General features: G+C 34.3%; 14 protein-coding genes and 1 tRNA gene. All 15 read left to right on the forward strand.

Translation table 11 applies throughout. The features are described from left to right. The first annotated feature begins 65 nt into the window (after positions 1-65). Positions 66-139: transfer RNA gene (locus tag GQ45_RS11860), tRNA-Asn, on the forward strand. Positions 140-690: 551 nt separating this feature from the next. Further along, positions 691-936, forward strand: a complete 246-nt coding sequence (locus GQ45_RS11865) for a hypothetical protein (RefSeq protein ID WP_047418249.1) — start codon at positions 691-693, stop codon at positions 934-936. A 15-nt stretch (positions 937-951) separates the two neighbouring features. Next, positions 952-1962, forward strand: a complete 1011-nt coding sequence (locus GQ45_RS11870; protein WP_047418252.1) for a hypothetical protein — start codon at positions 952-954, stop codon at positions 1960-1962. Positions 1963-2144: 182 nt separating this feature from the next. Continuing rightward, a complete protein-coding gene (locus GQ45_RS11875) occupies positions 2145-2681 on the forward strand; it encodes a hypothetical protein (RefSeq protein WP_047418254.1) in 537 nt (178 codons plus the stop codon). Positions 2682-2731: 50 nt separating this feature from the next. Further along, entirely contained in the window at positions 2732-4276 is a 1545-nt protein-coding gene (gene istA / locus GQ45_RS11880; protein WP_047414181.1) for an IS21 family transposase, read from the forward strand. A gap of 16 nt (positions 4277-4292) precedes the next feature. Then, entirely contained in the window at positions 4293-5024 is a 732-nt protein-coding gene (istB, locus tag GQ45_RS11885; RefSeq protein WP_047414086.1) for an IS21-like element helper ATPase IstB, read from the forward strand. A 213-nt stretch (positions 5025-5237) separates the two neighbouring features. Continuing rightward, the gene (locus tag GQ45_RS11890; protein ID WP_047418258.1) at positions 5238-5417 is read left to right on the forward strand and encodes a hypothetical protein; all 180 of its coding nucleotides are present in this window, start codon (positions 5238-5240) and stop codon (positions 5415-5417) included. A 157-nt stretch (positions 5418-5574) separates the two neighbouring features. Further along, positions 5575-5874 (forward strand): AlpA family transcriptional regulator, encoded by a 300-nt coding sequence (locus GQ45_RS11895; RefSeq protein WP_052188210.1) that lies wholly within the window; start codon positions 5575-5577, stop codon positions 5872-5874. Next, a complete protein-coding gene (locus GQ45_RS11900) occupies positions 5871-7064 on the forward strand; it encodes a primase-helicase family protein (RefSeq protein ID WP_047418260.1) in 1194 nt (397 codons plus the stop codon). The genes GQ45_RS11895 and GQ45_RS11900 overlap by 4 nt, the downstream gene beginning before the upstream one ends. A gap of 259 nt (positions 7065-7323) precedes the next feature. Next, positions 7324-8280, forward strand: a complete 957-nt coding sequence (locus GQ45_RS11905; protein WP_081980916.1) for a toprim domain-containing protein — start codon at positions 7324-7326, stop codon at positions 8278-8280. After that, positions 8277-8573 (forward strand): mobilization protein MbpA, encoded by a 297-nt coding sequence (gene mbpA, locus GQ45_RS11910; RefSeq protein ID WP_047418263.1) that lies wholly within the window; start codon positions 8277-8279, stop codon positions 8571-8573. The genes GQ45_RS11905 and mbpA overlap by 4 nt, the downstream gene beginning before the upstream one ends. Before the next feature lie 3 nt (positions 8574-8576). Next, a complete protein-coding gene (locus tag GQ45_RS11915; protein ID WP_047418266.1) occupies positions 8577-9449 on the forward strand; it encodes a relaxase/mobilization nuclease domain-containing protein in 873 nt (290 codons plus the stop codon). Positions 9450-9457: 8 nt separating this feature from the next. Continuing rightward, positions 9458-9787 carry a DUF6730 family protein gene (locus GQ45_RS11920; RefSeq protein WP_156125423.1) on the forward strand — a complete coding sequence of 110 codons (330 nt, stop codon included), beginning with the start codon at positions 9458-9460 and terminating at the stop codon, positions 9785-9787. 632 nt (positions 9788-10419) lie between these two features. After that, positions 10420-10878 carry a T9SS type A sorting domain-containing protein gene (locus GQ45_RS11925; RefSeq protein ID WP_047418270.1) on the forward strand — a complete coding sequence of 153 codons (459 nt, stop codon included), beginning with the start codon at positions 10420-10422 and terminating at the stop codon, positions 10876-10878. Positions 10879-10884: 6 nt separating this feature from the next. Continuing rightward, positions 10885-17274 (forward strand): FG-GAP-like repeat-containing protein, encoded by a 6390-nt coding sequence (locus GQ45_RS11930; protein ID WP_052188211.1) that lies wholly within the window; start codon positions 10885-10887, stop codon positions 17272-17274. Positions 17275-17287: the final 13 nt, after the last annotated feature.

The raw sequence follows: 17287 nt of genomic DNA on the forward strand, positions 1-17287 counted from the left end.
TTCTTTTGTTTGCCTAATTTGAAAAAACATTTATATTTGCACCCGCAAAGGCGATAAAAGTACACTCCTCCTTAGCTCAGCTGGTTAGAGCATCTGACTGTTAATCAGAGGGTCCTTGGTTCGAGCCCAAGAGGGGGAGCTTAGTAAAGACAAGCCATTCAAGAGATTGAATGGCTTTCTTTTTTTAACAGGGACAACATAGGGACAACATTAAGTCCAACACTTTTTTTTAATTTTTGCTTAAGTTTATTCGTAGAAAGATGGATTTTTATGGAAAAATTGATTCAAAAATGACGGTAAGACGCATATGAAGGTACCTAACAATGCCCAAGATTTAACGAACGAGATGATTGTGGGTAACAAAAGGAGCCTGATCCTTTTCTTGTTTTTCTGTATATAATATATTCTAATTGTTTCAGCTATTGTTAGTTTTCGTTTCTTGATTGATCATTATCCAATCAATCTTGGATTGTTGTTCGCTTTTTGAGTCCCTCTTAAGACTAATTTTTTGGCTTTGTTATTCATGAGTATAGGGAGATGAATAGATTGGAGTATTATACAACATTTAGTAATAATTACTAAATTAACGTTATTCAATAATGATTAAACATTTTGTTAATTGTAATTAAAATTTTGCTAAACCTATTAAGATGGTTTATATTTGAAACAAATCAACATTATTTATAGATTATGGCAACCCAATCTAAAAACAACACATTTTCTATAATTTTCTCTGAAACGGCAAATACGCTAAAAGAAAATTTAATACGAATTTTCAGTAAAGAAGAAAATTTTTCCGATGATGATTTTTTAGTAAAACTTCAAGAAGATTCTGAACTAAAAAAGGAGCTATTTGAGGCATTAAAATCTTCTCATTCTAACGAAATTAAAATAGAGAATTTACATAATAGTAATAAACTGGAAATGGCAGACTAAATAGTTTATCTAAAATTGGAAATAGCTATTAACTCCGTTCTTCTATTTTTATTTATCCTTTTCCCGGGTATTATATTTCTTCGTTTTTACTTCACCGGAGAGTTTACAAAGCAATTTTCAAAACGTCCGATTACAGAGACAATTTATCTTAGCATATTACCTGGAATAGTTATTCAAGGAATAACTTTTTTAACCTTTCAAAAACTTGTAAATGGCAACAAAATATCCCAATACTTAGAAGCACTAAACGATTTACAATCAAATAATTTTGTATCTCTAGTTTTTGATTTAAGTACAGTAGGCTATTTTTTATTATATTATCTTTTTTTGATAGTATATGCAATACTTTTATCTACTATACTCTATAAAATTGTTAGAATTTCTGGATTGGATAAATATTCTCCAGTACTTCGTTTCGATAACACATGGCATTATTATTTCAGTGGTGAGGTAACAAAATTCACATCCTATCGTAATATAGTTGAAAAAGGAAGAATAGTTGATTTAACATATGCTGATATATTAATCAGAACGTCTGAAGACAAAACTCAATTATATCGAGGCATTCTTCGTCAGCATACTATATCTAAAGATTCAGGTAGATTAGAAGAAATATATCTAATGGATGCTTATAGATATTCAGACAAAATCGATAATTTTAAATCAATTCCTGGAAATATTTTTATTATCCCTTATGAAAATGTGCTTAATATTAATTTGACATATCTAACAAAAGAGTATCAGAATAAACTTAAGAACTTTAGGTCATTAATTATTGATATCCTGCTACTAGGAATATTAATTTTATTTCTCATTGATGTTTTTAAGCTTTATGCTGGATTGAATATAAAGAGCCAAATTTTGATTCGATTATTAGTGGCCTTTGCATGGTTAAATTTAATTTCCCTTTTTGATCGATTTTTCCCTTCTAAGGTTAAAAAGGCGAAATCCTCTTTTTATACAACCATAGCGCTATTTGTATTATTAGTGTTATCGTCAATATGGATTATAAAGATTATTTTATAACTACATTTAAATATGGTAAAACCTTCAATTTTAGTTACCCAACCCATTTTTAAGTTACCAAAATAGAGGATGAGTTATTGCTCTTCTAGGTTGTAGCCCAAGAGGGGAGCAGAGTGATAGAAAGTCATTACAGAAATATAGAGGCTTTTCTTTATGTAGTGAGGACAAAATAGGGACAAAAAATGTCAAATTCAATTTTTTCATTTGATTTCATTTATCCTTATCTTGTTATCATGGAAAGGTTAGGCGAGCAATTGGCAAGTTGGTTATATCAGAGCAGAAGGGAGCTAAAACTTCTATATCTTAAGCATGGCTCTTTAACAACCAACAGACTTTCCATTTTCCTGTTACTATTATTTTGTATTACACCGTTAACTCTTTACTTTCTTATTTCAGGTGCTACCTACTCCATTCTTCAAATTAGTGCAAGCTATATTTTTGTTGCTTTGTTGTTCAGTTTATCAATATTACTTGTGATTACCTGGTTTAAATCTGAGAAGCTATTTAAAAGCAATGTTCAGGGGTTTTCATTTTTACAATTATCTCCATCTTTAATTGAGACGGGTTTTTTTGGTTTTGACAAAAGTGATATCGATAACTTAATAAGGCTTACCAACGTGCAAAAAACGGGCATAGTATACCACCTACAGCGGATTAAAGTGATCATAGTGGAGCGGGTGAAAGTGAACCACTTGCGGCGGACGAAAGTGAACCACTAAAAATCGATTCTATTTGTAAAGCTTTAAATATCTTTTTATAAAAAGATATTATGGCCAACAAACAAATAGAAATGCGAAAAATAAAACAGATTTTCAAACTTTACAGTGAAGGAGTCAGTAAGCGTCAAATAAGCCTAATCACAGGGCTATCACGTAATACCATCACTAAATATATTGACTTTTTTAAGCGCTATGGGCTTACTAATTACGAAGTGTCTTCCATGACACTCGAGGAGCTGAACAGACTTTTTAAAACCGACCAAAAAGGTAAGAGCCAACAACTATTGACTCTAGAAACATACTTTCCTTATTTCGACAAAGAACTGCGCAAAACGGGTGTAACCAAAGAGCTACTCTGGCAAGAGTATGCTTCCAAACATCCAGATGGTTACAAACTTTCCCAGTTTAGATATTGGTACCGGGAGTGGGCTAAAGAAGTGTCTCCAGTGATGCATTTTACACACAAAGCTGGCGATAAACTTTTTATTGATTTTACAGGTAAGAAGCTTTCCATCGTAGACCGTTACACAGGTGAGATACAAGATTTAGAAGTCTTTGTTTGTGTATTGGGAAGTAGCCAATATACGTATGTTGAGGCTTGTGAGAGCCAAAAGAAAGAAGACTTTATAGCTTGTGTAGAAAATGCACTTTGGTTTTATGGCGGTGTACCACAAGCTTTAGTGCCCGATAACTTGAGGGCAGCAGTTACTAAAAGTAGTCGTTACGAACCGAAAGTAAATGAGACTTTTATAGATTTTGCTGAGCATTATGAAACGGCAGTACTTCCAACTAGAGCCTACAGACCTAGAGATAAAGCCATCGTCGAAAATGCTGTACGTATCATATATACACGTGTCTTTGCGCCATTGCGTAACCAAACGATCCATACTAAAGCTGCACTGAATAAGGCTATATTAGAACTTCTTAAAACCCATAACAGCACCTCTTTTAGGGGGCGTGAATATTCTCGCTATTCGTTATTTGAAGAGATTGAAAAGCATCAGCTCAGACCATTGCCAGCAAAACGCTATGAGATTAAACGCTACGCTAATGCAACGGTTCATAAAAACAGCCATATTTATTTTAGTAAGGACAAACACTATTATAGTCTGCCCTATCAGCATATAGGCAAGCGTATCAAAATGGTTTACTCAGATAGCGCAGTAGAGATTTACTACCAGCAGGAACTGCTTACGGTACATCCAAGAAACAAGCAAAAATATGGGTATAGCACGATAAAGGAACACATGCCTTCCCATCACCGCTTTATCAGCGAGTGGAGCAGTGAAAAATTCATTACCTGGGCAGAGCAAGTTGGTAATAATTGTAAGGTGTTAATCATTAACATATTAGAAAAGAAACAACACCCTGAGCAATCCTACAAATCGTGTTTAGGCATATTGCACCTTACTAAAAAGGTAGGCAATACACGGCTAGATAATGCCTGTAAGCGAGCATTAGACTATGGAGCGCATAACTACAATATTGTAGAGCGTATCCTTAAAAACGGCTGGGACACTTTAGATGAAGATATCGAAGATCAACCAGATATCCCAAACCATAGCAATATTAGAGGGAGCCATTATTACAAATAAATTTAAACCAAAAACAATGAATAAACAGACATTAGAACACATGAAACAACTAAGGCTATACGGCATGTACAGAGCCTTTGACAGCAGTTTATCACCACAAAGTATAAACTACACAAATGATGAACTCATCGCATATCTGCTCCAAAGCGAATGGGATGACCGCCAAAACAGAAAGATAGAACGGTTAACAAAAGCGGCACGTTTTAGATATAGTGCTGTTATGGAAGCTATCGATTTTGATGCTTCAAGACAGCTAGATAAAAATCAAATACAACGCTTTGCTAGCTGTGAGTTTATAAAGCAAAAACAGAATATCCTTATCACAGGAAGTACAGGTGCTGGAAAAAGCTATATAGCATCAGCTATTGGTCATCAGGCGTGTTCATTGGGATATAAAGTCATGTATTATAACACGAATAAACTTTTTACCATGCTTAAAACATCAAAAGCAGATGGCTCTTATTTAAAACAAATCAATAAACTAGAAAAACAAGACCTACTGATTATAGATGACTTTGGACTCAAAGCTTTAGATGCTATAAATAGGCACTCTTTTATGGAAATTATTGAAGATAGACACGGAGAACACAGTATTATTATAGCTTCACAATTACCAGTAGAAGCATGGCATGAAATTATAGGAGAACAAACCATCGCAGATGCCATTTTAGACCGCCTTGTACATAATGCACACAGAATACATATTAAAGGAGAATCGATGCGTAAAAAAATGAAAAATAAAGACTAAATTTAACCACAAATGAATCGATTTTGAGCACTTACTTTGCTATGCTCACTTTCATCCGCCGCAAGTGGTTCAATTTGACCGCCCTATCCAACCAACGGACTACCCTCAGCCCAAAAAATTGTAATCAGAGAAACTCCAAAAAATAAACAATCAGGAAATATTCGATTTATATTTACTTTTTTGGATTTGATCGTTCGTGAGGGAATCTATCGAATGGATACAAAGACTAAAGAATTGTTATACCTGCTTATTTCAGAACGATTTACTTTTCAAAATACCGAAATTAATACAAGCTCTCTTCCTTCAAGTTATTCCAAATGGTGTTCCGCTACCCAAGATGGTAGCTATGTTGATGTGCGCAAAGACATCTCAGAGGCACTAGGGATCTCCTAAGAAATCCATTTTTTTAATTTTTATAGGGAAAATATAAAGCAATCCATAAGCAATCGTTATTTCCCTATTTTTTTACTGCATTTACCGTCATATGTTTGTCCAGTACAATCATAGTAAAAGGCCTTTTACTCATTATTAATTCTTAACTCTAAAGATTATGAATGAGCAAGAAAATGTTGTGGACTTATTGCAGGATATAAAAGGCCTGCTTACCCACACTAAAAAAGTATTTAACATCGATGACCTTGTGAACTATACAGGATTATCCAAGAGTAAAATCTATAAACTTTCCCAGCTTAAACTGATACCGGCAGGAAACAACAAGCACATCCGTCAGCTATTCTTTAATAAAGAGGAAATCGATGCATGGCTTATTGGGGAGCCTAACTTATCCGATGAATTTCTAGAACAGCAATTCAATGAACAGTTGTTGCAGCATAAAAAATCTGGATTATGAAAGACCCAACTTATATCCGCGTTGGTACTTACTATTATAAGCTAGTATATGTGCCAACTATGGCTGGACATTTCAATGAAATTATTGTACCATGGACATTGGAAACAATACGCCAAGATCATGGAAGGGATTTTATTGGAACTATTAAAAAGTATGATGGATTTACCTGTCTCCCTAGCCACATTCACTTTAAAAGGGATTGCCATGGTTTCTATAACACATATGCTCCATTACCTCATAAACTTCAAGAAGGAGATTATCCCTATACGTTGCAACTCTTAAAGCATATTTTCGGTCAGCAACTGAACCTTGGGATGGATTATTTACAGCTGTTATTTCAAAAACCGATCCAAATGCTACCAATCTTGTGTTTGGTATCTAAGGAACGGTCTACGGGTAAGACCACATTTCTTAAATGGTTAAAAACGGTATTCGACAATAATTTAACTTATTTAACCAACGATAGCTTCAGCAGTCAATTCAATTCAGATTGGAATAACAAGCTGTTGATCTGCATAGACGAGGTATTGTTTAACAAAGAAGAATTGACCGAACGGATCAAGTACCTGAGCACCACCAATTTCAATAAATTGGAAGCTAAGGGAAAAGATAAAAGAGAAGTAGAGTTCTTTGGAAAGTTCATTCTTTGTAGCAATAACGAAGACAACTTTATAAAAATTGATTCCAATGAGACTCGGTTTTGGGTGTTGAAAATACCACCATTGAAAAAGGAGGTAACAGGATTTCTAGACTGTCTAGAATCCGAAATACCAGCATTCCTTTATCATTTACACCACCGAGAATTAACTAGTCCCAATAGCACCCGAATGTGGTTCTCGCCCGCTCAGATTAAGACTATGGCTTTGAAGAACTTAATGCAAAACAATGGAAACCGAGTGGAGAAGGAATTAGCCAGCATTTTTCTGAGTGCTATGGAAACCCTGGAATTAGAGGAAATAAGCGTATGTCCCTTAGATGCCCTCGAGCTATTGAACCGTACCCGAATCAAAACTGATCTCACTCAATTGAGGCATATTCTTAAGAGGGATTGGAAGCTTGTGAACCAAGAAAACTCTATGGCTTATAGAAAATTAATGATTTGGCAGGGCGGAGGAATGGGATTAACCGATGCTAAGGGAAGATACTATTCTATAAAAAAAGATTTTCTACTAAAACATTTTAGAGAATGATATTAAAGCGATGAAACGATTTTAAAACGATGATGATGAAAATGTAGTATTCATAGGGGTTTCGGATAATTTTGAACCATTCTCTAAAGAGCTGCTAATGAAAAAGAAAAAAACACACTTTATAATATACTTAATTTTGATGAAACGATGATATATAGAGTAAAGACTAGTAAAAATAAGAGTTTAGACGGTCATCAATTCTTCATCATTTTGTCATCAAAATGGAACAATCATACAAATTGGTACTAAATGATATACTATGGATAAGAAAAGAACAACTAGACTATCCTGTGAAAGAGCTCGAGCTTTTCCAATCGAAAAGGCGCTGGCAAAACTCGAGCACTTTCCGATCAGAGAAACAGAGAAAGAAGCTTGGTTTCTGAGTCCGTTCCGCTCAGAAACCCAAGCCTCTTTCAAGGTATCCAAGAAACTAAATAGATGGTACGACCATGGTCAAGGAATCGGTGGTAATGTAATCGATTTGGTTTGCCTACTCAACAATCTCTCTGTAAAAGAAACTCTCCAATGGTTGGAAGCAGATCAAATCTCTTTTTCTTTTCATCAGCAATCCTTTTTTAAAGAACAAAATAATATGGGGTTGCAAATTTTACATGCAAAACCAATATGGCATTTTGGATTATTAAAGTATTTGTTTGAACGAAGGATTTCTATTTCCACAGCTGCCCAGCTTTGCAAGGAGGTTCATTTTATGAATAAACAGAAAAGGTACTTCGCGATAGGATTGCAAAATATTTCAGGGGGATGGGAACTTCGAAATAAATATTGTAAAAGTTCTACCTCTCCAAAAGATATTTCCTATTTCAAAGACGGCAAGGATAAACTTATCATTACCGAAGGAATGTTTGATATGCTCTCTCTAATAGAAATCCATAAAAACCTCCAAGAAGAATATGATTTTTTAATATTGAACTCCACTACGTTCATAAAAAGAGCCATGACACATTTAGAGGATTATGATGAAATAGACCTCTATCTAGACAATGATTCTAATGGAAAACTCACCACTGAAAACTTACTTAAAGTATCTAACAAATTCAAAGACAAATCAAAGCTTTATGAAGGATTCAAAGATATGAACGAATGGTTAATGAACTGTTCAAAAGAATCCATGGAGCAGAGAATTCAAGATGTGTTTTTGTTGCCACAAAAACAAACTTGCTTTTCGCCCGATGGTTGCAAAGAAAATAAAAAATGAAGAAGACGTATATCAAATTTAGATGCTCTATTTACGAAAAGAAACTACTTAAAAAACGAGCAGCACGAGCAGGAATATCACTTTCTGAATACTGTCGTAATTCGGCATTTGAGAATGTAGTCATTGAACGTTTGACTCCCGAACAGCTAGCACATTATCAAATGCTCGTCAAGTATAAAAATAACTTTACCAGCATCCGTAATATGTTTAAAAAGCGAAATCCAAAACTAGCGAGCGAGGTTGCAGATTTGGCAGAACAAATCCGTAGTCATTTATACAACTTCAAAAAATAAATCATGATCGGCAAAGGAAAATCTATAGCACATACCAAAGCATCAATAGCCTATGGATGGAATCAAGAGAAGGATGCTGAAATAGTCTTTAGCCAACATATAGCAGGAGATAGTACCCAGCAGATAACGGATGAATTTAAATTGATACAGGAGCAGAATGTCCGATGCCAGAAGAACACGCTCAGTTTTATACTAAGTCCAATTCAAGAGGAGGGTAAAAAGCTTAGCAAAAAAGAATTAGGAGAATTGACTCAGAAGTTCATAAGGGAAATGAATTTAAAAGAGCAACAGGCTATTGCTTTTGTGCATAGAGATAAAGCACATACCCATGTGCATTTATATGTTAATAGAATAGGTTTTGATGGAAAAGCATACAATGACAGCTTTATTGGAAAACGAAGCCAGCTAGCGGCTGAAAACGTAGCCAAGGAAATGGGGCTCACAACGATTAAAGAAGTACGACAAGAAAAGAATATGACACTTCAACTGATACGTTTTGAGATTAAAAACATCCACCAGAAAGTTATGGAAAATGAAAGACCAAAGAATTTAGACGATTACATCAAAGCGATGAAGCAACAAAATGTAAAAGTAATTCCAACTATTAATAAGGCTAGCAAACTACAAGGATTTAGATTGGAATACAAAGGCTATAATCTAAAAGCCAGTGAAATACATCGTTCTATGTCTGGCGGAAGAATCATGGGTCAACTAAACCAAAATGCTAAGGGGTTTGGACAAACATTAAAAGTATCTAAAAGCACAGAGCTACTAGGTAAAACCGTTGAGTTAAGTACGAATCTTATAGCAAGTATCGCTAAAAGTATGATCAAAAAAGTAATCAAAAGAAGTATTGATCAAGGAATAGGAATTTAAAATAAGAAATGATGGGCTATAAAAAATTAGATGAAGTCATGGAGCTTCTAAGTGACGAATTAGACGGATTCAACAAGAGCATAACAAGATTAGAAAAGTTAACTCAAAACGTAGATAATATCAATATAAAAGCGGACACTTCAAATATTGAATATTATATTCAAGTTCATCTAAGAACAGAGAAAGAAAAAAGTCAAAAATTACACGAAGCTTTTCAAAGAATGGAAAAGCAACTTTCGAAATCACAAGTTATTCCGAAAATACAACTATGGATTCATTATGGAATGTATATGACTTCTTTTATAATTATTGGCTATTTGATATTTAAGCTTGCATAACTTGAGGTAGCTATACAAGTCAAAAAAAATTGTTCCAAATCAAAAGTAGTTTGCGCCCTATGCGTTTTTTGCTTTACGCTTATCTTCCCGAACACTACAAAAACCGCACAGGATCCAAGCGCAGATAAGTTATGGTAAGATTTGGGGTGAGCTCTGACATATTTGTAATTCAAGGCAGGATAATAATTCTTTTTTTATAAACTCAAAACTGAGATGTCAACAATTTAATATCTCGTTTATTATAATGATATTAAAGCACTTAACTCTCTTGAAACACGTAAATAGGGCTGTATATAAAGACGTGAATCGACGCTTTTTATAAGGGCCTCGAGTGTGCAATTATAATTAACTCCCAATAATTTTAGTTAAGAATATGTTAAAAATTAAAATCTTAAGGTTAAGATTTTGAGTTAATGGCAAAATACCACTTAAAAATTGGAAAATTTTTAACGAGAATTTATATTTATTATGATTCTATCAATTAATAATTAAAAATTTAACGAATTATTTAACTTACTGTTAAATAAATACTTACAATACATATTTAACATATAATTAACTTTTTGTTTTTTGCATTTTTTTAACATTTCGATTTAAATATATCTTACATTTAAATAGTAAAATTCGCACATATGAAAAAAGTTATACTTACCAGCTTCTTATTGCTTCAGATTATTATATCATACTCACAAGATAAATTAGCATTCAAGTATGATACAGCTGGAAATCAAATTTCGAGACAGCGTGTTTGTTTAAATTGTACAGCCGCACTAAAAACTAAACTTCCACAATCTGACTCTATACCTTTAATAGCGGAGAATCCAGAAGAGATAATTATAGAGTTTAAATTAAAATCTTATCCAAATCCAGTAGTGGATGACCTTTACCTTGAATGGATTAATAATCCAGAAAAGTTAGTTTCAAGAATTCAACTATTCACTTTAGACAATAGGCTCTTAATTAATCTTGAAGTTACGGAAAATCAGGGGGAACAAGTAATTAGTTTTAGTAATTATCCAGTTGGGGTATACTTAGTTTCAGTGTATTACAATGACAAAACAAAAAAATCAATTAAGATTATTAAAAAATAACGGCATATGAATAAAAACTTACTTTTGGTACTAGGGTTAATTTATACTTCATTCAGTTTCGGACAAAAGGCTGTTAACCCTTTAGATGAATTTACATATTCCCCTTTGAAAACAATTGCCACAAGCAACGAGACTAGACAGCTTGGAGATAATTTAAACGCTTTGGATGGTATCGATATGAATAGCTTAATGCGAGGAGCTTCTAGCTCTGGAATAGGAGAAACGGCTGGGGATTTATCAGTTTCTCTAACTGGGGGAGCTAGTTATAATGTGCCTATTGCTGTTCCTCCAGGAATAAATGGTGTTGTTCCTTCTATTTCTATATCCTACAATAGTCAGGCTGGTAACGGTCTTGCTGGTTTTGGTTGGAATATTTCAGGGGTATCTGTTATTACAAGAATTCCCTCAACAAAATTTCATGACGGGAATATAGACCCCGTGGATTTTAATTCCTTTGATCGCTTCAGTTTTGATGGACAAAGATTATTGTTGAAATCAGGTACCTATGGAGGAAATAATGCAGAATATCAAACTGAAAATTACTCAAATGTAAGAATAATGTCTTACGGGGTTTCGCCTTATGGAGCAAGTTATGGACCATCTTATTTTGTAATTAATTACCCTGATGGCTCAGTCGCTTACTATGGAAATAGTAGTGATTCAAAATCAAGAACGGATTATGCCATTACCTATTGGGAAAACCCACAAGGGGTGCGAATCAGCTACACGTATGTTTTAGCAGATAATAGTTTGAGCATTAGTAGAATTAAGTATGGTTCTCGATTAACTTTAAGTCCCTTAAATGAAATCCAATTTGTTTATTTGCCTAGAAAAAGACCCGAACAAGCTTATATTGGTTCAAACTCTTTTATTAGAAAAAATTTATTGAAAGAAATAAAAGTACTTACAGGTTCAACTGGATATAAAAATTATATCTTATCACATACCCAAACTTCTTTGGGGTATGATAGGCTTATAAGCGTACAAGAAAAAAACGGAGACAATACCTTATCATACACCCCAATTACTTTTAATTATAATACTACACCGGCAACAATAACCAATGATAGAAATATAGTAACCGAGCTAGGTATTGGTAATATTGAGCAGCGAAACGCAGAAACTGTTTCTCTAGATTTAACTGGTGATGGTAGAATGGATTTTATAGTATATCCAAAAGCTTCAAACCTTAAAACAAAATTCTGGGTGTTCAAAGAACTACAGTCAGGTAGTTTTAATTATCCTATTACTGTAAATTCTGGTGCTTTTGAAGCTATTTTTCCTGTCTCTTTTCTTTTTTGGAATGACAAAATATCAACTGGTCAAGGATTATCTATTATTCAAAAATCAACAACAGCTAACCAAATTAAATTTAAAGTGTATGCCAATGGAATTTCTTCACCTATTACTTATCAATATGAAAAAGTTTGGAATGCACCAACTTATTCAGAAAATAGTTATTGTGATCAACCCACCCAAACCAATTTAATACCACTTCAATACATTTCTGGAGATTTTAACGGAGATGGACTATCGGATGTCATTGCTGTAAACAAACCATACAGTTACCAGCAGTGTATTCAATCTTTACCACTACCTGGTCAAGATTGTGGTGGAGGTGGCGAACTGCCGCAAGCTCAGAGAAAGGACAGCACCCAAATTGTAAATAGCACAACAGAAATAGCAGCATTTTCTAGTTTAGATTGTTGTGAGTGCAATATTGCAACAGCAAGTTATGCTCAGGTTCATTTTATTAATTTAGATAGGCGTTTGACAACTAATTTTGCAAAATCTATAGGCTCTTTAATTGGTGGTCTTAAAAGTACAGACCAGTTAATGGGGATGGATATGAATGGTGACGGCAGAACTGATGTTGTTCATCTTACTGAAGGTAAAATTAATGTGTACACTTTAAATTCTTTAGATAATCTAGTGTTACTTTGGCAAACAACAGACACTAGAATAAAAATGATTTATCAACCAATGGTTGGTGATTACAATGGGGATGGAAAAATTGATTTTATGTACCCTACAGCTAACAATAGCAGCCTTTTTGCATTATTTTTATCCACTGGGTCTTCATTAATAAAGACAGAAAATACCTATCCATTTGTTTATAAATTAAGTTCACTTTCCTCAACGACATACACCTATACTTTAATCCCTGTAGATGCCAACGGCGACGGAAAGACTGATATTGTTGATTATAGAACAACCACTTACAACAATAGCCTTAATGGTACACAAACCTTAGTACTATACAATAATACATTTTCTACATCAAGCATTGGATTACCTGCATTTAGTACTACTACAACCAGAACTTTAACTGGCAATCTAGCACATTTACCTATACCAATTTTTCTCAGCGCAGATAAGCCCAACAGTAATTTGAATTTTGCTTCTATCAGCAACAACTTGATTACTTCGTTTGCTTTTAATCAAGACAATCGAGAAGATATGTTGATGCGATCAGTGAACAATAATGGCCTAACATACGGCATTACTTACAAAAACTTAGATCCTAGTGAATTGGGACATGATTATAGTCCAGTATATACCAAAGGCTACGATCAGGTTTATCCTTACGCTGATATTGAAGCAGTTTTGGGGGTTAAAGTAGTGAGTCAACTTCAACGAATATCTTCAGGTACACCTACACTAAATCAATATTTTAATTATTCGGGAGCGGTTTCTAATGTTGAAGGTTTAGGCTTTATAGGATTTCAAGGAGTGGCAAGGAGTAACTGGAATACGGATTATAATGATATCATTTGGAGTATATCCAAACATGATATGACACTGAGAACCGCGGTAACTAGTAGTTATTCTATGTTAAGCTACCCAAGCTTTACGGTACCTTCGAGTGGCTATATATCAAAAACCACCTACACCTATTCGAGTAGCTTATTATCAAATAAAGTATTTAAAATTTCGAATTCTTTAATGGTTACACAAAATGCGCTTGAGAATACAGTGACCACGGAATCGTTTTTGTACGATAGTTATAATAACGTTACTAAGTCAACCACGGATTTTTCTGGTCAAGGGAATACTGTTATAGACATCACCTACGCTAATGCTACCGCACCTTATTTTATTGGTCGACCGTTAACTAAAGTAGAAACAAACACCATTAATGGTAATACTTTTAGTATGGAAGAACAATACACTTACAATAATAGTCTTGTAACTAGTAAAAAAGTAAAAGGTAACGGTACTACTTTTGATATAGAAACTTATCTCTATGATAGCTTTGGTAATATGACGAGAAAAACTGTTACTCCCAATGGAGAAACATCTCGTATAGTAAATTATGAATATGATACTTCAGGGAGGTATTTAACGAAAACAACTGATGTAGAAGGTTTAATTACACTTTTTGAATACAACACCACCACAGGTACACTTAAAAAAGAGACTAATCCATATGGGCTTATAACTAATTATTTATATGATGGTTGGAATCGATTAATTACAGTTACTGATTATTTAGGCAAAAATGCGAATACCACCTATGTAGAATCTGGGTATTCTTATACAGTTACGGTATCAGCTGATGATGGTGCTAGCGCTATAAAAGTTTACGATCCTTTACGGCGATTGACAACAGAGAAGAGCAAAGATGTTTTAGGGCAATGGATTAGCAAAAGTTATCAATATGATAAATTTGATAGGGTGTGGAAAGAAAGCGAGCCTTATATTGGTTCCCCTACACAATGGAATATAACGGAATTTGATGTATATAACAGACCCACTAAACTTACAAGTTACACAGGGAAAATAACCAATATAACCTACAGCAATCTTTCAACAACTGTAAATGATGGCACTAAAACTGTTACTACGGTTAAAAATGCTACAGGGCAAATCAGCCAAGTAACCGATCCTGGAGGCACTATCAATTATACCTACTATGGCAATGGTGCAATGAAAACTGCCAATTATGATGGGGTGATTTTAACCACCGAGCAAGATGGTTGGGGTCGTAAAACAAAAACTACAGATCCGGCCGCTGGCACCTACACTTACACCTATAATGGTTTTGACGAAATACTAACCGAGACAACTCCAAAAGGCACTACGACTTATACTTATTCTGCGGTTGGGAAGTTAACTCAGAAGTCTATAGTAGGTGATTTAACCAACATGACTATTAATTATGTCTATGATGCTACCAGCAAATTATTAACTGGCATGACTTTGGTCACTACCGATGGTAATAATAGTAGTTATGCCTATACCTATGATAATTTTAAGCGTTTATTAACGACAACAGAAACTAATCCTTATGCACAGTTTACCAAAACCCTAACTTATGATACGTTTGGAAAAGTAGCTACCGAAAAAAGCGATTCTAAATTATTAGTCAACAATAAAGTAAGCTCTAAAACAATTAAAAATAATTATCAATTTGGAGGGCTAAAATCTATCACAGATAATAGTACTTTAGAAGTATTATGGAACGTTACCGCACTCAATGGAAGAGGGCAGGTAACTAGTTCTACGATGGGGACTAACCTGAGAAAAAACTATACCTATGATACGAATGGCTACTTAACTCAATTTAAAAGTGAGAAAAATATTAACGCTACCCCTGTAGCCTTAATGACTTTGGGTTTTAACTTCGATGCCCAAAAGGGGCTTTTAAATAGCCGTACCAATAGCCTTTTTAGTTGGAACGAGACTTTTACTTATGATAATTTAGACCGTCTGGTTAATTTTAACGATAATAATGGTGCTAAAAACCACACTTATGATACACAAGGGCGTATTACTGCAAATTCTAACTTAGGTACCTATTCTTACACTGGGAAATCATATCAGTTGGCTAACCTTACACTCAATGCTCCTGGACAAGCCTTGTATGCATCCACTACTCGACAAGATATTACCTATACTGCTTTTAAGAGCCCTGTGGAAATAAATGAAGCTGGAAAAGAAAAAATAAATTTCCAGTACAATGCCGCTTTGGGAAGAGCTAATATGTTCTATGGCGACACTAATAATGATAAATTATTGAGACCGCTACGGAAGCATTATTCGGCCGACGGTAGCATGGAAATTACTTATGAAAAAAACAATGGTAAAACAACGTTTGTAACCTACATAGGTGGCGATGCTTACGCGTCACCAGTAATATGGCGTTCTGAACATTCTTCAACTATTAGTGAACAGTATTTGTATTTACACCGAGATTATCTAGGTAGTATCTTAGGAATAACTGATAAAGACGGTAATTTTAAAGAAAAACGCCATTTTGATGCTTGGGGGAATTTAGTGAAATTAACAGACGGTAACAATATGGCCTTAACTAAATTTGCCATATTTGACAGAGGTTATACAGGTCACGAACATTTACAAGGGGTTGGTCTGGTTCATATGAACGGCAGACTGTATGACCCCGTGATACATCGATTTTTAATGCCAGATAATTATGTACAAGACCCTTATAATACACAAAATTATAATAGGTATAGTTATGTAATGAATAATCCCTTATCATATACAGACCCAAGTGGAGAATTTTTTCTTGAAGCTATTGCAGTTTGGAAAATTATTGGTTTAATTGGATCAGCTTTAATAGTAGGTGGTAGCTTTTTAAAACAGTATCTGGATTATAAATCAGATCAAAAATCAGCATCAGTGCCTACAGCTCCGGGTATGAGTAATCCTAACAATTCTCAAAATATTGCATCAAGTACTAGTAACCCACCTGAAACGTTTAATACTGATGTGCCTTATGGAATAAAAAATTCCTTATCTTGGCTAAACCAATTTCAAATGGGGGCTTTAAAAGGTTTTTCATCTGGATTGCAATCAAGTTGGAATTTTGCTAAGAGTTTAACAACAAGTGAAGGATGGAGTAATGTAGGTCAAGGCTTTGTTGACCTTGCTGATATGGGCAATGCATTCTCAATAAGAGGAATGCAACTGAGAACTGACATGGCGCTCTCCGCAGAAAATTTCATTTCAAGAATACCAGATATGTCTCCTGCTGAAATGGGCTATTATTATGGTTATGCAGGAGAAAAAGCTGTAGAAGCTGTTTTGTTATCAAAAGGAACAAGTGTTGCTCTAAATGGATTAAGAGGTACAACATTGGTAACTAATGCAGCAAAAAGTGCTGTAAACTATTCGGATGATTTAGTTAAAGCAGCTCAGAAGATTTATCCTAAAAAAGCAGGAAAAACCGAATTACATCATATAACTCCGAAATATTTAGGCGGAGCGAAAAACGGAGCATTAGTACCGCTGGATGGCGCTTATCACCAAGTCATTACCAATGAATTTAGAGCGTTATGGAGTTACGGTAAAAATGTACCTAGCTCAACGGAATTACAAAAAATAATGAAACAAGTTTATACCAAGTATCCATTACCACCTGGCTATTAACTTAAAAAAATTA

Origin of the sequence: Cellulophaga sp. Hel_I_12 (assembly GCF_000799565.1) — a bacterium.
In the GTDB taxonomy this organism is placed as follows: domain Bacteria; phylum Bacteroidota; class Bacteroidia; order Flavobacteriales; family Flavobacteriaceae; genus Cellulophaga.